Genomic DNA, 17,630 nt, shown 5'->3' on the forward strand with positions numbered 1-17,630 from the left:
GGAAATAAGAATTGTACTCGGATAGGTGTATAGTATATACGGAGGTTATCGGTGCTGTGCAGTCAATTATTTGAATTGTTCGCGGATAGACGTAAAACATATGCGGAGGTTTTTATTGTCGTTCAGTCAATGATTAAAAATGTTCGCGAATAGACGTAATGGTGACCTAAAGGACACTACCGCAGGTGGCCCTGAAAGAGAGAATTCATTCAAATAGACTGAACGCATCATCATATATGAATTAAACTGAAAAGTTATATACGGAGCCATCCACTGCAACAGTGGGTGGCTCTGATTTTTATGATGCGGAAACTATCGAAAAGTGATAGTATACTATAGCTATGAGAAACAAAAGTATAACATCAGGCTCCATATGGAAGAACATGCTGGCTTTTTTCTTTGCACTTCTCCTGGGAGCCTTTTTTCAACAATTATATAATACGGTGGACGCCATAATTGTGGGCAGAGCTGTAGGTAGTGATGCGTTGGGAGCAGTTGGCGGATCCGCTGCCATGGTGGTGAATCTGTTCCTTGGATTTTTCTTGGGACTGTCCTCGGGAGCAACGGTTGTCATCTCTCAGTTTTACGGAGCAGGTAAGAGAGAAGAGATTGAAAAGGCGGTTCATACAGCGATAGCTCTATCTATAGCGGGCGGTGCCATTATTTCTGTAATAGGAGTTCTAATTTCACCATGGCTCATAAGCGTAATGCAAACTCCGGCAGAGCAGGCAGAAGCGGGAACGATGTATCTTAGGATTTTCTTTTTGGGAATGATTCCTAACCTTATATACAACATGGGATCAGGGATACTCAGAGCTGTCGGGGATTCCAGAAGACCGCTCATCGTCCTTATCATCAGCTGCGTTGTGAATATAATTTTGGACATTACATTTGTAATTGGACTTGGCCTTGGAAAAAAAGGAGATGTTTACGGAGTTGCCGGAGTAGCGGTGGCGACCATTTTATGCCAGCTTATCAGTGCACTGATCATTATGTTTGTTCTTGCAAGGAGCACTGACAGTTACAGACTTTATATCAGGAAGATCAGATTCGATACGGACATGCTCTCAAGAATTATAAAGATAGGCATTCCTGCGGGATTCCAGACTACGACTTATACGCTGTCGAACACACTGATCCAGGCATCTATCAACAGCTTGGGAAAAGATGTGGCTTCGGCATGGGCTGCCTACGGCAAGGTTGATGTAATATTCTGGATGACTATTGGCTCGTTGGGAACTGTGGCTACAACCTTTGCAGGACAGAATTTTGGTGCCGGTAAATTTGACAGAGTAAGGAACAGCACCAGACAGGCTTTGGCAATCGCATCAATTATAACCATTCCTATGAGCCTGTTATTCTGCATTTACGGAAATGTCCTTCTTGGAATTTTCGTGGTGGATCAGAAGGTAATAGATATAGGAGTTCAGATGATATATTATCTGGCGCCTTTTTATATAACTTATATTTGTGTTGAGATATTCGCGGGAGTTTTGAGGGGAATGGGCGATGCATTCGTTCCGATGATGATAACGCTTGTTGGAATATGCGTGCTTCGTGTGATCTGGATTTTGTTTGTTTTTCCTATGCACAGAACTGTCGAAATGATTGAGATGAGCTATCGGGTGACCTGGTGTGCGACATCAATTTTGTTTGTGATTTATTATTTCATTTATATAAAAAAACATGATATATATAAGAAGTGAATATACTACAATAAATAATTAAGGGAAATAAATATTATATTTTTATAAAGGGGGAAGAAAAGATGAGGAGAAGATTTTCTTTGGTGAAAAAGCAGGGTGGCAGTATAGCGTCAGTATGCGCTTTTTTTATTATGATTTCGGCGATTTTGCTTACGAATTCAGCTCATGTTTATGCGGAAGGAACAGATGGAGGCACGAATAAGATTGCCTTTGAAAATTATGAGGAAATAGAAATATCTTACCCTACAGGGGATCTTTTTATCCCGGATGTAACGGAAAAAAGAGTGGATGGGATAGAGATTTCCGAGGAGGAGTATCAAAAGCTATCTCGGAATTCACCTAAAAGAAGACTGAAAAATGCGGCTTTTAATACGAATGATTATTACTATAATCAGTTAACGGATGCTGATAAGCAATATTATAATGGCTTGCTTCAGGTTGCACAGGAAAATAGAGGATCTGTAAAGGAACTCACTCTTGACAATGCAAATACATACGGAGTGAAGATTTATGAGGGGACAACTGCGCTTGAAGAGCCTGATTGGTATACTTTATATGCATCTCTGGAATTTGATCATCCTGAGGAGCTGGAGAGTATTGTTTACGAACCGGATATTGTACATTTTGATTCGTTTAAGAATAAAAAAAGGGTATATACCTACTATGCATATTATAAAACTGCTTCAAATTATACCGGTAAAGAGATAGCTCAGATGGAAAAGGATTTGCAGACAGCATGCGACTCTTTTTACAATGGACTTAGCCTTACCGGAAATGATGTGGATAAGGAACTTACAATTCATGATGCTCTTATTTATGCGTTCAAATATAATGATAAAGCTTTAAACAATGGCAGTCATGTAGCACACACAGCATATGGAGCCTTTGTTGAAAAAGAGCCTGTTTGTGATGGCTATGCAAAGGCCTTTAAGATGCTAATGAATAAGGCCGGAATAGAATGTCATGTTGTGGGAGGCCTTGGAAACAGCGGAGGACATGCCTGGAACATTGTAAAGCTTGGAAGTGACTATTATGAAGTCGATGTTACATGGGATGATTGCGATGAATACAAAGACTATACATATGGCTATATGCTTATGCATGATTACTTTAATCGCACCACAGAAGATTTTGAAAGTCATAAGAGAGAGATACCCGGATTTGCTGATTCTACTTCTAGACATATTAGGAATGAAAAGTACCTTGGATATACCAAGCCTGCTGTAGCGTATGGCACAGAGAATTCTTATAGCAATTATAAAAAGGTATATTTAATTACTCTGAATGGAGTAGAAGAAGGGGTATCTGAGGAACTGAAAATTGGTATTGCAGCTACTTATGAAGGCAAGATAAAAGAATGGCCTATAGATGCATATATTGAGGGATATTCTTTAGATGGCTGGTATACGGAAAAAGACTGCGAAAAGCAATTTACACCGGATACTATCATAACCGGACCAACTACAATCTATGCGCGTTGTATAAAGTTGGATTTGATTACAGTAACATTTGAAGAAAATGGTGGAATATGTTATATAGGTGGCACAACGATAAATCGTGGTGAATGTATAGATGAATTGCCGGATGCTGAGCTGTATGGATATGATTTCCTCGGATGGTTTGATGCCGAAGAAGGCGGAAACAAGGTAACAGAAGAAACTGTATTTACTGAAGATATAACCTTGTATGCACATTGGAGTCCTATCAGCAGCACGATTCATTTTTGTGATAATGAAGGGGGGACAGGGGATAAAGAGGCTACTGTTTATTATGGAGGAACCTATGAGGATGCACTCAAGATTGCTGGTACTCCTTCAAGAGAAGGATACACATTCCTTGGATGGTTTACTGAGTTTTACGATGAAGAAGTAACAGCAGACATGTCCGTATATAATACTATGGATCACTATGCTTTTGCAAAGTGGAAGATAAATGAATACACAGTCACATTTGATGCAGACGGCGGAAAGTTTTCAAAGGACAATCAGTCATATGAGACTTCATATGAGTATGGCACGGAAATAGATCTTGCAAATATCGAGGCTCCTACGCGTGACGGCTATACATTCAAGGGCTGGAGTAACAGTAAAAACGGCACTATTCTTGGTACAACCTATAAGGTAACAAAGTGTGATACTTTATATGCTGTGTGGGAGAAGATTGCTGAGCAAGTCCAGAGCGAAGAACAACCGGCTCAGGATAATCCTCAGGAAAGTGTAAAGCCTGATAATAACCAGCAGAATAACGGAAATGCAACTGTAAATCAGGAGCCTGAGCAGCCTAAGGATGAGCTTCCACCAGATGGCAAGATTGAAAGTGACGGAGATACATATGAGGTTACTGCTTCCGGAGAGGCCACGGTTGCTCGCACCAATAACACGAAGGTTAAATCTGTAAGTATCGGAAATGAAGTATCCTATGGCACAAAGAGCTATAAGGTTACACAGATTTCGAAGAATGCTTACAAGAACTGCAAGAAGCTTAAGAGCGTTAAGCTTGGAGCGAACATCGAGAAGATAGGTGCCAACGCCTTCAGGGGATGCAAGAACCTGAAAAAAATAACAATCAGAGCCAACAACCTTAAGACTGTTGGAAAAGGAAGCTTTAAGGGCATCAAGGATGATGCCAAATTCACAGTCATTTGCAGGGATAAAAAGCTTTACGAGAAAGTTGTGAAGAAGCTTAAAAAGGCGGGAGCAAAGAACGGTAAGTTTAAATACAAGAAGGGCTGACCTCAATGTTTTTTCATTTTATTAGCCTCACGAAATAATAAGAAAAGAGGTTTTGCTTTGAAAATATTGACCTGGAAGCACCCGGCTTTCAATTTTCGTTTTGACGGAGTGGTTTATTCCACCACAGTGGCTATAGGCTTTGAAATGGTTGAGAATCTTTTGATAGCAATGCTGATTCATGGTATTTATGATTCAGTGACGCTTGTTTCAAGTGCAAGCGACAACGGACTATTTGTTTTGGCAAGTGTATTGGCACTGGTAATTATAATGTGCGTGCTGAATGTCAATGCATATAAGAATATAAAGAAATACGTACATGAGGATAGACCGGTAAGAACTAAATCATAAATATTTATAGTGAAATTATGTATAAAAATGTCAAAATCTAATAAAATCATAAAATGGTCGCATTTTGTTGACAAGATAGACAAATATGATTATACTCAAAAATGTCAGGGGTAATCACAGCGATTACCAAAAGTTTTCTAACCTTGTCAAGGAGGGTTATTCTATGAGGATTTTTGAGAAGATTTCAAGACGTTTAGCAATCACATTAGCAAGTGTTATGGCTTGCTCATCTTTCGCAATGGCACCTGCAATTACAGCTTATGCATCAACTCAGGATGATAATACAATTAAAGAAATACAGGAAACAGCTAAAGCAGAGCTTAAGAATGATGATGATTTCGCAGCAGAGACTAAAATTGAAGCTGGAATGAATGTAGTTTATAAGATTAAGTCTGACATCGATGGAAAGCTCAGAGTTTTCGTAAAGGCTAAGGATGCTGCAAAGGTAGATGTTGTTGCCTGGAAAGAGAATGAAAAAGATCACATTATTGAAGACACAAAGAAGGACATTGAAGCTGGAAAGACTTATGATACCAGCAAAGATATCAAGGCAGGCATGTATTATATTTCTATATCTAATGATGATGATTCTAAGGACATTACAGTTCAGGTTAAGGCTGACATCATCACAGATAAGGTAACAAAGATCCGCAACGCTGAGTCACCTGCAAAGAAGACAGCAAAGGTTACAATTAAGAAGGCTAAGAAGGTAGACGGATACGAAGTAAGATTCTCAACAAGCAAAGACTTCGACAAGAACGTTAAGAAAAAGAGCGTAAAGGCTAAGAAGATTGAGTTCAAGGATAAGAAGGGCACAATCGAGAAGAGCGGCCTTAAGAGCGGCAAGAAGTACTACGTTCAGGTAAGAACATACGTTAAAGAGAATGGCGTTAAGTACTACTCAGACTGGTCAAAGTCAAAGAAGATCGCAAAGGTTAAATAATTTAACCGAACTATTTAAAGTAAAATAAAACTACAGGAGTCACCCATTATACTACGTTACTGGGTGGCTCCTGTTTTTATGTTTCATTTCTTTCAAAAATAGAAACGCTCCGCGGGGATGCGTATTTAGCTATTATTTCCCGTCTGTATTGAATATATCATAACCGTCTTCATAGAGTATTTTTTGTTGCCAATAGATAAAGGCATCCGTGTTGTAGCTTATGTCCTGAAGGTATCCCATTCCTTTTTTGCCGTGGGATTTGTAAACCTTGTAAGCGGCTTTTTTACAGGTGGCTGCTTCAGGCCAATCGGTGGTCTGCTTATAGTTTGTGGTTGCAGAGAAGAAGACCAGGCCTATAAGGGCTACTGCAACTGAAGTGGCGGGAACGGTTCTTGGAAATGTGCTTTCTTTTAACAGAACCAGAGGATTCCTTAAAAGCTCATCCAGTGCCATGATGCAGAGTGGGTACACCAATATGAGAACTCTCCCTGCAGGGTAGCCGGACTGGTCAGAGAAGTGCTTTAGAATCTCCACCATTGCAAAGCAGATGAAAACATATGAGAAGATCATCATGGTGAAGGGATAATCGTTTATCACCTTCATTTTCTTTATTATTACGTAGGCGTTTAATAATACAAGCGTAACTAAGAACAGCTGAAGCGGCTTTGGTACCATTCTCTGCGTAAGCGGAAGAGAGATGAGATTTACTATCAGTGTTTTTACTCCGCCTGCTCTGTCGTTTGCAATTGAAAGGTCATACTTTGTAATAAGGAAGTGATACTTTACAACCAGGAGCTGCAGCGCTATCCAAACTGATACTGGAAGCCAGAGGCTTTTCAGGTATATGAGGAACTTCTTTTCGGATACTATTTTAATAAGGAAAACTATTGCAACTGCTGCTGTGATAAGGAGAGCAGCTGTGTTTGCAAGCTCTGCAAAAAGGAGAGCATAGAAGCAGAGGATAATGTTCCTGTCCTTGGTGTCATTTAGCCATTCCTTGTAGGCAAAAAGCGATATGCAGACAAGTGCTACAGCGTAGCCGTAGCCCCTTGCCAGAGCGAAGAATTCGTTAATATAGGAACAGCACAGGAGCATTACAAATGCAACGTAGGAGATGTTTTTCTTAAGAAACTGCCTGGAGCAGGCATAGGTATACAGAACCCAGAAAACAAAAATCGGGAATCTGATGACAGCGATATTATATCTGGTATTGGTGATTAGTTCAGTGATACCGATAAGGAAGGTATTTAGCAGGTGGTTGTTGGCAGCGCAGTAGATCTCGCCGTTAAGGCAGGTTCTGATTCCGCCAAGGAAATCTCCGCTGTGGAAAAAACTGTTTACATAGAAAACATAAGTGATACCTTCATCCCAGGTAATAGGAATGTTTATAAGCCGGTATACCTGCTTGTAAGCAATAATAGCAACGACAATCAGGCAGAATATCAGCCTGAACCGAAGAACTTTTTTCATTTACCCAATCCTCATAAAAAACATAAAACAGTAACAAAACATGTCCACCCCAAAGTATTACAAACATGACACGTTTTTTTGATATTATATCCATTTAAGGGATTTTTATCAATGCTGCCGGAAACGAGTACCTGTTTAAAGTAATTGTCATATTTTGTTTATGACCTTATGCACACAATAATTTATATATGCTATAATAATCAAGAATATGTTTTCTTCGGGGAATCTTTTTTGTGAATAGTGTTATTGATCGCATTTTAAACGGACAATTTGAAAATACAGAAAGATCACTAAGTTTCTCTCTTCCACGTCTGGAGCTGACTATCAAGCCGGGCGAGATTTCTGAGGGAAGCTTTATTATCTATGGACCAAAAGACAAGGCAGTGCAGGGGCTTATTGCGACCTCTGAGCTTCGTATGGAGGTCCTCACAGCTGATTTTTCCGGCTACGAATTTGAGGTTGGATACCGCTTTGATGGCACGGGCTTAAGCCCCGGAGATGCCATTAAGGGCGAGTTTAACGTCATTTCCAATCAGGGAGAATATCAGCTTCCTTTTGTTGTGAACGTGGAGATTAGCCATGTTATGTCAAGCATGGGACCTATCCGCAACATGTTCCACTTTGTTAATGTAGCAAAAACTGACTGGGATGAAGCGAAAAAGCTTTTTTATTCTGATGACTTTATAGAGGTCTTTGAGGAGAATGAACAGGGCTTTGAGAGTCTTTATCGCGGTCTTTCGGCTGTTCCCGGCTCAGAAGCCAATATGGAGGAGTTCCTTATCTCTATAAAGAAGAAACAGCCCATAGAATATATTCCTGACAGAGCAGAGATCGAAATAGATAATCCTGCTGCAGAGTCAGAGCACACTGTTATGCTGGTTCGTAACGGCTGGGGATATACCAAATTAGAAGTGGAGTTTGACGGCGAGTTTATGTCTTCGGATTCCAGAGAGCTTAGCGACAACGATTTTATAGGTAATAACTGCTTCTTTAAGTTCAGAGTTGACGCATCTCTCCTTCATGATGGTAATAACTTTGGAGCTGTTATTTTCAGAACTCCCTACAGAGAGGTGAAGATTCCTGTAACAGTAAGGGTGAATCTTGGTGTTGAGCACCTTAGCTCTGTTGAGATGGAAAAGAAAAAATTAACAGTTGAATTGGTGCGACTTTACGAGGATTTCAGAGCCAAGAAGATAGGCTCCAGAGACTGGATAGCTGAGACAGGAAGACTTGTAAATAAGATGAATGCCACGGATGCCAAGGATCCGGTCTTCAGACTTTACACAGCCCAGTACCTCATCACTGCTAACAGAGTCAGCGAGGGTAAGTGGATTCTGGATCAGATGAAGACAGTGCTTGAAGAGGAATATCCTGATAACGATACGCTGTTTTGTTATTACCTCTATCTGACGACTCTTGTTGAGAGAGATGAGTATGCGACCAATGAAGTGTCGAGAATGATGGAGGGTATTTTCTCCAGGAATTCCGATAACTGGCGTATTGCATGGCTCCTTCTTTATATTTCCGAGGAGTATGCCACAAGTCCTACCAGCAGATGGCTTCTTTTGGAGCAGCAGTTCAACGATGGCTGCAGAAGTCCGATTATATATATTGAAGCTTTGAGCCTTATGACTGAATCACCCACCATGCTTTCCAAGGCTGGGGACTTTGAGCTGCACACTCTTAAGTATGGTGTGAAAAAAGGCATAATCCAAGCTCATCTCATGGACCAGATCGTGTATCTTGGAACAAGGGAGAGGAATTATAACGAGAGACTTGTGAAGATTCTCATGGCCTGCTACGCAGAGAGACAGGACAGGGAGAGTCTTGAAGCTATCTGTTCACTTTTGATAAAGGGTAACAGAACAGATCCCGAGGCCTTCGACTGGTATGCTCTCGGCGTTGATAATGAGCTTCACATAACAAGACTTTATGAGTATTATATGGCTTCCATCTACCTCGATGAGGATGGAATGCTTCCTTGTGATATTTCCAAGATGGTTCTGATGTTCTTTTCCTATCAGAGTAATCTTGACTATGAGAAAAACGCGATCCTTTACAGATATCTCCATGAGCACAGGGGTGAGTACCCTGATCTCTACGATTCCTACAGACTTCAGATTGAAAAATACCTTCTGGAGCAGGTGGACAGAGGCCGAATCAATAAGGATCTTGGTTATTTATATAAGAACCTTCTCACAAGGCAGATGGTTGATGCCGGTAACTGTGACAAGGTCATGAGAATTCTCTTTTCAAACGAGATCAAGACAGATAATAAGCGTATGGTCAAGGTTGTTGTGGTTTACGACAAGCTTGAACAGGAGCTGGAGTATCCTCTTGCAAACGGAGTGGCTTACGTTCCGCTTTACGGCAGTGACTATTCGGTGTTCCTGGTGGATGCTGATGACAACAGATTTTCAGAGGGAATACCCTATATAAATTCCAAGCTTATGCTTGTGGGACAGCTGGCATCCTACGCGGTTCCCTATATTCAGAAGGGGCAGGAGAGCATTGAGCTTTTCCTGTGCGAGATAGAGAAAAGTGCCTACACCATAACCATGGAGAACGTAGGCAGATACAGAGCTCTTGCCAGTGATCCGCAGATCAGAAGCATCTGCAGACAGCATATTAGAGAGAGTCTTATCAGATTCTACTATGATAATAACTTCGAGAGACAGCTCTCAGAGTACATGGATGAGGTTGATACCGAGAAGCTCAGCACTCCCGACAGAACCAGTATGTTTGAGCTTATGGTCATGTCCGGTAATTACACCATGGCTTACAAGCTTGTCAGCAGGTTCGGTACCTACAAGCTGGATCCCAGAGTGGTGATGCGTCTATGCGGAAGACTTATGGATAATGAATCCTTCGAGAATACCGAGGAGAATGCCAAGATCGCATGGTATGCCTTCTCACATTCCAAATATGATGGTCAGCTAATAAACTTCCTGTGCGAGAGCTACACCGGAACTGTTAAGGATATGAGAGACCTTTGGAAAATAGCGGAGGCTCAGGGAGCCGATGTGTTTGAGCTTTCCAAGAGAATCCTTACACAGATACTCTACACCGGAGCTCACATCGGAGATAAGATCACTCTTTTCAGAAACTATGTTAAGAAGAGCGGCGGAGGAGACCTGCTGGAAAAGGCATTTCTTGCAAAGAGCTCCCATGACTACTTCGTTGATAATATGGTAACTGACAGTTACGTATTTGAGAGAATTGGTGAGCTTGCCAAGTCCGGAGCGGATTTACCTTTAGTGTGCAAAATGGCTTATCTTAAGAGCTTTACGGAGACAGGCCACGACACACTCAAGCCTTACAAGGATATACTTCAGGAGTTCTTAAGAGAGCTTCTTGATAAGGATATTTATTTCTCGTTTTTCATGCATTATCAGAGCGAGTTTGCTGAGATGCATCAGTTCTGTGACAAGTCGATCGTGGAATACCGCACGACTCCCGGAACCAAGTGTATCGTTCACTACATCAGCAGCGAGGATGATAACGAGGAATACAAGACCAAGCAGATGCAGGAGATGTATCCCGGCATCTACGATGCGGATTTCATAATTTTCTTCGGCGAGCAGATTCAGTATTACATCACGGAGGAGAATTACAACGGCCGCGGAGAAAAGCTCACTGAGAGCGGCACCATCTCCAAGAACGACATTGTTCAGGAGGCTACGGCAGGAAGATATTCCATCATAAATGATATTATGATAGGTAAGACTCTTCAGGACTACGACACTGTGGACAGACTGCTGTCGGAATATTATAAGAAGAGATTCCTGACAAACAAATTGTTCAGGACGTTATAAGAAAATATAAAGCCTTCTCCCTCTGGGGCGCACGACGTCCAGTGGACGTCGGTTCTGCGCGGACCGAAGCGGAGCGGAGACAGGTGTCAGCGGAGCTGACGGATGAGGGTAAAAATGGCATTTTTCAGAGAATCAAAAACTGCAAGAAGATACGTACTTGGCTATGATCTGGGAGAAGAGGTCTCGCAGATTAGTTTTCTTGCGTCTGATTCTGACCTTCCGGAGACTCTGTCTGTCCTCGCAGGGGCAGAGGCCTACAACATTCCTACGGTTCTTGCTAAGAGGAAGGAAGTAAACCAGTGGTTCTATGGTAAGGAGGCCATTGCCAAGATTGAGGCAGGAGAGGCCGTAAGGGTTGACCGCCTGATCGAGAATGCCCGCATGGGAAGGCGTGTCGATGTTGATGGTACGGGCTACGACCCTGTTTCGCTTCTCACTCTTTTTGTGAAAAGAACCTTATCACTTCTGTCTATGGAGATGTCTATGGATATGGTGGATGCCATTGCCTTTACCACCAGGAATATGGATACCAGAATGATAGAGGTGCTCTCTGAGGTTACAGGTGCGCTGTCACTTCCTGTAAAGAACGTGTTCTATCAGAGCTATGAGGACAGCCTTTATCACTACATGCTCTATCAGCCGGATGAGCTTTTGTCCCACGCTGTTATAGCCTGTGATTACAGCTTTGGTGAGATGATGGTCTACGACATGAAGCTCAATCACAGAACAAAGCCCATAGTGGTAACTATAGATAAGTATTCCTATGACGGAATGGCACTTTCCGAAGGTAAGCTTTCCGATAATACTAATGACCGCGCTGAGCAGGTTACAAGACTTGATACAAAATTCCTCGAGTTCTCGGAGAGAACCATGGAGGGCAGAATTGTCAGCTCCGTTTTCCTTCTTGGAGAGGGCTTCAGGGAGCAGTGGATGCAAAAATCTCTGGAGTTTTTGTGCAGAACAAGGCGAGTTTTCCAGGGTAACAATCTTTTCAGTAAGGGCGCCAGCATAGCAGCCAGAGAGAAGGTTGGTCCCAGTGGAAGAATGGATAAGTACGTCCTTCTTGACGGTGGAAAGCTTAAGTCCAACGTGGGAATGATGGTCAGAAAGCAGGGACAGCAGGTTTACCATGCCCTTCTTGATGCAGGTGAAAACTGGTATGACATCAGCACAGGGCTTGATGTTATTCTGGATGATGAGAATTGCATAGATATAATGATCACTCCTCTTACGGAAGGGGAGAAGCATGTACATAAAATAGAACTGGAGGGGCTTCCTGAGCGCCCGCCGAGAACCACGAGACTTCGCATGAAGGTGGCCATGAGCGCTGCCAACAAGGTTAATGTTCATGTGGAGGACATGGGCTTTGGCGAGCTTTATGAGAGCTCCGGCATGTTTTGGGATGAGGTGATTCCGGTATGAGCGATCTGATTCTTTGTACCGGAAGGTACGCATTAAAACCATATTATTTAGAGAAAATCGGAAGACGAATCTATTCCATTGAGGAGCTTTGCTACTGTATAACTCAGAATGCATTCCTTATGGATTCGGACTCCTTTGAGATGGGGCTTGTGGACTGGATAGGCGATGAGCTTGGACTTGAGAAGTTATCCGATGAGCTGAGGAAGATGCTGGTTCACAACTGCTCAGCGGCTTCCTTTGCAGGACTTTTACTTGAGTATGTCGGATATTCTTCCAAGGAAGAGGTGTCAGGCACCGAGGAGATTCTTAAGAACAACGCTGATATGGATGTCTTTGATAAGCGCATGGCGAGAGCAGACTTTTTGATGAAGCAGGGACATCTCAGACAGGCCTTTGCAGAGCTTGGCTATCTTACGAAGAATAAGACCGACATGGATAAAAATGTCCGTGCCAGAATAGAGCATAATCAGGGCGTTATGTTTGCGCATCTTTTTATGTATGACCGTGCTGCTGAGTATTTTTACAAGGCCTGGGAGGATGGCGGAGAGGATGAGTCCTATTTAGGATTCCTTGCAGCCAAGCGAATGACCATGGATGAAAAGGAGTACATCGCATTTGTCGGCAATCACAAGGAGGCTCACAATCTTTCTCTTAAGCTTGAGCAGAGAATGGATGAAGCAAGTGATCTCTATGATGCCAGCAGCGCTAACTTTAAGATAAGAAGTCTTGAACTGTACCGCACAGGGGCTAAGATGAGCGAGTACTATGAAGAGATAGACAGAATAACAGAGGATATGAAGGAAGAGTACCGGGGATTGGTTGAATAATGGGGTTCTTTGATATTTTCAAGAAAAAGGATACATATAGGCAGGAGCGCCATCAGCAGAACGAGCTGGAGAACTGGAACGATATAGTCTATACCAGGAAAAATATAGATATAGACGATCCGGCCCAGCGCCGTGAGTATGTGGAGAATTGTCTGCAGCAGATGGCTGAGGCCAGTCGTGACATGGACTCACTACAGTTTGAGTACCGCGTGGTCACCTCCCATCTCCGTGATATGGAGGAGATAGATGCTCTCCCTCCGGAGAACAGAGAGGAAGTAAATGACTGTGCCAAGCGCATCATTGACAGTGAGGAACAGCAGAAGAACTTCAATAAGCGCAAGAGCAGAATGACGGATCAGGAATTTGAGAAGATGGAGCGTCTTGCCAATGACGCTAAGAAGGGCGCGAAGACTCTGCTTGACGCCGAGGAGCATCAGAAAAAGGTTAAGAATGACCTTAGAAGGCTTGATGAGGAGCGTAAGGCCTACGAGCTTAGACGTGCTGAGATAGAGATTTCTCTCGATAACATGCAGAAGCTGATGATTGTGATCGCGGCTGCGCTTGGATTCATAACTGTGGTGCTCACAATAATCTCATTGGCGCTTAAGCTGAATGTAATCTATGGATATATGGTTGCCATTGTCATTGCGGCGTTATCCTTCTTATTAATAAACCAGAAGATTCACGAGCAGCGAAGAGAGAAGAAGGTTGTTCTCAACAGTATGGCGAGACTTATTCAGCTTCAGAATACTGTTAAGATAAGATATGTTAACAACAAGAACCTTATTGATTACGAGTGCATGAAATATGGAATCAGTAATTCCAGGGAGCTTTCAAGTCTGTATAATAAGTATCTACTTGAAAAAACCGAGCGTGAGCGCTATGCTAATGCTACCAAGCAGCTTGATGCCAATCAGAAGGCACTTGTGTTTACACTTAGAAAGTATCGCATCAAGGATCCTGATATCTGGGTTCATCAGGCGATTGCTCTTATTAACCACAACGAGGAGGTTGAGATCCGCCACGAGCTGGTGGGACAGCGTCAGGCTCTTCGTAAGCAGATGGATTATAAGAGGGATGTGGTTGCAGGTAATGCCAAGACAGAGATTGAGGAGCTTGTAAAACAGTATCCTGTTTACAGGCAGGAGATCCTGGATATGGTAGACCGCTTCGAGCAGAGATATCCCGGAGCGTGAATAGGTAATGAATTATATGGGAACTGTGGCAAAGGGGCTAAGTTTTCTTTGCTGCAGCACCCATTTTTTTATTGCCAAGAAAAGTTAGATAATGTAGTATGTTCAGTGTTGGTTCTGAAAATAAGAAGTTATTTTTAGGTAGGGAATTTAATGAGTAAATTTTTTCACAATGAGAACGATAAGATAGGTGAGGAATGCGGCGTCTTCGGAATGTACGATTTCGATGGCATGGATGTCGCGCCTTCAATTTACTACGGACTGTTGTCCCTGCAGCATAGAGGGCAGGAGAGCTGCGGTATAGCCGTCAGCGAGACGATGGGACCTAAAGGAAAAGTAACGAGTCATAAGGACATGGGACTGGTTAATGAAGCGTTTAATCATGAGATCCTTTCAGGGATGCATGGTGATATAGGTGTAGGGCATGTGAGATACTCCACAGCCGGCAGCAGCACCAGAGAAAACGCTCAGCCCCTTGTCCTTAATTACGTTAAGGGGACTCTTGCAATGGCTCACAACGGTAATCTGGTGAACGCACCTGAGCTTCGTGAGGAGCTTGCGTATACAGGTGCTATTTTCCAGACGACCATCGATTCTGAGGTTATTGCATATCACATTGCCAGAGAGAGACTTAATACTCCAAATGTTGAGCTGGCTGTAGCCAATGCGATGCATAAGATAAAGGGAGCTTATTCCCTTGTCATCATGTCTCCCAGAAAGCTTATAGGAGCAAGGGATCCCAACGGATTCAGACCTCTTGTAATCGGTAAGCGTGATAACTGCTACATCCTTGCATCTGAGACCTGCGCCCTTGATACCATTGGCGCTGAGTACATAAGAGATGTTGAGCCCGGAGAGATCGTCACCATTTCTCCCGAAAAGGGCATCGAGTCCAACAGACAGATGTGTAACAGTGTTAAGCACGGACACTGCATATTTGAGTATATTTACTTTGCAAGACCTGACAGCGTTCTTGACGGTGTCAGCGTATATGAATCAAGAATAAAGGCAGGCCGCTTCCTTGCCATGGATTCACCTGTGGAGGCTGACGTTGTAGTCGGTGTTCCGGAATCAGGTAACTGTGCAGCCCTTGGCTATTCCATGGAGTCAGGAATACCCTATGGTCAGGCATTTGTTAAAAATCAGTACATAGGAAGAACCTTTATAAAGCCAGGTCAGAAGAGCCGTGAGAGCAGCGTTCAGGTTAAGCTTAATGCACTTGGTAACGCAGTTAAGGGAAAACGTGTTATCATGATAGATGATTCGATTGTCCGCGGAACAACCTCTGACAGAATTGTAAGGATGCTGAGGGATGCGGGAGCTACTGAAGTTCACATGAGAGTAAGCTCACCGCCATTCTTATGGCCCTGCTATTTTGGCACGGATGTTCCTGCAAGAGAACAGCTTATCGCATATAATAGAAGTATTGATGAGATATGCAGGATCATCGGAGCTGATTCCCTGGGATATCTTAGAGAAGAGCGTCTTGATGAGCTCGTAGGACATAAATTTGATATTTGTAAGGGATGCTTTACAGGAGATTATCCTGTAGCACCGCCGGAAGAAGATATTCGCGGTGACTTCGAGAAATAAATTTTAAATTTTTAGGAGGATTTTATGAGCACAGATCGTTACAGTAGCCCGCTTTCAGAGCGTTATGCAAGCAGGGAGATGCAGTACATTTTTTCACAGGACATGAAGTTTAAGACCTGGAGAAAGCTTTGGATTGCACTTGCTGAGATCGAGCACGAGCTTGGACTTAATATTACACAGGAGCAGATCGATGAGCTTAAGGCACATCAGGACGACATCAACTACGAGGTAGCTATTGCCCGTGAGAAGGAGGTTCGTCACGACGTAATGAGCCATGTATATGCTTACGGCCAGCAGTGCCCTAAGGCAGCAGGTATCATTCACCTTGGAGCTACAAGCTGCTACGTTGGTGATAACACAGATATCATCATCATGACAGAGGCTCTTAAGCTTGTTCGTAAAAAGCTTCTTAACGTTATCAGCAGCCTTGCAAAGTTTGCTGATGAGTACAAGGATCTTCCTACACTTGGATTTACACATTTTCAGCCTGCACAGCCCACAACAGTAGGTAAAAGAGCATCACTGTGGCTTCAGGACTTCACAATCGACCTTGAGGACCTTGACTATGTTCTCGATAACATGAAGCTCCTTGGCTCAAAGGGAACAACAGGAACACAGGCTTCCTTCCTTGAGCTCTTTGACGGAGACCTCACTAAGGTTGATAAGCTTGATCCCATGCTCGCAGAGAAGATGGGCTTCAAGGGCTGCATGGCAGTTTCAGGCCAGACCTACAGCCGTAAGATCGATATGAAGGTTGTTAACGTTCTTGCAGGAATTGCTTCTTCAGCAACCAAGATGGCTCAGGATATCAGACTTCTTCAGCACCTTAAAGAGGTTGAGGAGCCCCATGAAGCTAAGCAGATCGGTTCTTCAGCTATGGCTTATAAGAGAAATCCCATGAGAAGTGAGAGAATCTGCTCACTTTCAAGATATGTGATCGTGGATACACTTAACCCTGCAATCACAGAGATCTCACAGTGGTTTGAGAGAACGCTCGATGATTCAGCTAACAAGAGACTTTCTATTCCAGAAGGCTTCCTTGCTATCGATGGTATCCTTGATCTTTGCATGAACGTAACAGACGGCCTTGTTGTATATCCCAAGGTTATCGAGAAGAGACTTATGTCTGAGCTTCCCTTCATGGCTACAGAGAACATCATGATGGATGCTGTTAAGCTTGGCGGTAACAGACAGGAGCTCCACGAGAAGATCAGAGAGCTCTCAATGATCGCCGGCGACCACGTTAAGAAGGATGGTAAGGACAATGACCTTCTTGATATGATCGTTAAAGATCCCGCTTTCCACATGACAGAGGATAAGATCAAGGAGTGCATGGATCCTAAAAAGTATACCGGATGCAGTGCACACCAGGTTGAGAGATTCCTTGCTGAGGTAGTTAATCCTATCCTTGAAGCAAACAAGGACGAGCTTGGTCTTACAGCTGAAATAAACGTATAAAAAACAAAGGGGCTGTCGCACTAAGAATTGAACTGCTACCCGTCAAGTAGACAATAGAAAAAACAAAATTTTCTGCCATCAGATTGTTGATCTGGTGGCAGTTTTTATGCTACCGCCAGATAC

The 17,630-nt window shown here is 42.9% G+C and carries 11 protein-coding genes; 10 read left to right on the forward strand and 1 reads right to left on the reverse strand.

Annotation, left to right across the window (positions count from 1 at the left end; translation table 11 throughout):
- Positions 1–341: 341 nt before the first annotated feature.
- The 4 genes from G587_RS0118490 (at position 342) to G587_RS0118505 (ending at position 5,729) form a co-directional block, all read left to right on the forward strand.
- On the forward strand, positions 342–1,706 hold the full coding sequence (locus G587_RS0118490; RefSeq protein ID WP_026493456.1) for an MATE family efflux transporter: 1,365 nt from the start codon (positions 342–344) through the stop codon (positions 1,704–1,706).
- 62 nt (positions 1,707–1,768) lie between these two features.
- On the forward strand, positions 1,769–4,438 hold the full coding sequence (locus G587_RS0118495) for an InlB B-repeat-containing protein (protein WP_026493457.1): 2,670 nt from the start codon (positions 1,769–1,771) through the stop codon (positions 4,436–4,438).
- A 57-nt stretch (positions 4,439–4,495) separates the two neighbouring features.
- A complete protein-coding gene (locus tag G587_RS0118500) occupies positions 4,496–4,786 on the forward strand; it encodes a PrsW family glutamic-type intramembrane protease (RefSeq protein ID WP_026493458.1) in 291 nt (96 codons plus the stop codon).
- Positions 4,787–4,949: 163 nt separating this feature from the next.
- The gene (locus tag G587_RS0118505) at positions 4,950–5,729 is read left to right on the forward strand and encodes a hypothetical protein (RefSeq protein WP_026493459.1); all 780 of its coding nucleotides are present in this window, start codon (positions 4,950–4,952) and stop codon (positions 5,727–5,729) included.
- Between the two features lie 132 nt (positions 5,730–5,861).
- On the opposite strand, the gene G587_RS0118510 is transcribed toward G587_RS0118505, so the two are convergent.
- Complete coding sequence (locus G587_RS0118510; protein WP_026493460.1) at positions 5,862–7,199, reverse strand: hypothetical protein; 1,338 nt, start codon at positions 7,197–7,199, stop codon at positions 5,862–5,864.
- 233 nt (positions 7,200–7,432) lie between these two features.
- On the opposite strand from G587_RS0118510, the gene G587_RS0118515 reads away from it, so the two are divergent.
- From G587_RS0118515 to purB, 6 genes are all read left to right on the forward strand, one after another.
- On the forward strand, positions 7,433–11,014 hold the full coding sequence (locus G587_RS0118515) for a DUF5717 family protein (protein ID WP_026493461.1): 3,582 nt from the start codon (positions 7,433–7,435) through the stop codon (positions 11,012–11,014).
- Positions 11,015–11,128: 114 nt separating this feature from the next.
- Complete coding sequence (locus G587_RS0118520; protein WP_026493462.1) at positions 11,129–12,436, forward strand: DUF5716 family protein; 1,308 nt, start codon at positions 11,129–11,131, stop codon at positions 12,434–12,436.
- Positions 12,433–13,263, forward strand: coding sequence for a hypothetical protein (locus G587_RS24755; RefSeq protein WP_026493463.1), 831 nt, complete (start codon positions 12,433–12,435; stop codon positions 13,261–13,263). The genes G587_RS0118520 and G587_RS24755 overlap by 4 nt, the downstream gene beginning before the upstream one ends.
- Positions 13,263–14,459: a hypothetical protein gene (locus G587_RS0118530; protein WP_026493464.1), complete on the forward strand. Its 1,197-nt coding sequence runs from the start codon at positions 13,263–13,265 to the stop codon at positions 14,457–14,459. The genes G587_RS24755 and G587_RS0118530 overlap by 1 nt, the downstream gene beginning before the upstream one ends.
- Positions 14,460–14,609: 150 nt before the next feature.
- A complete protein-coding gene (gene purF / locus G587_RS0118535; protein WP_026493465.1) occupies positions 14,610–16,049 on the forward strand; it encodes an amidophosphoribosyltransferase in 1,440 nt (479 codons plus the stop codon).
- Between the two features lie 24 nt (positions 16,050–16,073).
- Positions 16,074–17,507, forward strand: a complete 1,434-nt coding sequence (purB, locus tag G587_RS0118540; RefSeq protein WP_026493466.1) for an adenylosuccinate lyase — start codon at positions 16,074–16,076, stop codon at positions 17,505–17,507.
- The last annotated feature ends 123 nt before the right edge of the window (positions 17,508–17,630 follow it).

The sequence above is a fragment of the Butyrivibrio sp. XPD2002 genome, assembly GCF_000423945.1.
GTDB lineage: Bacteria > Bacillota > Clostridia > Lachnospirales > Lachnospiraceae > Butyrivibrio.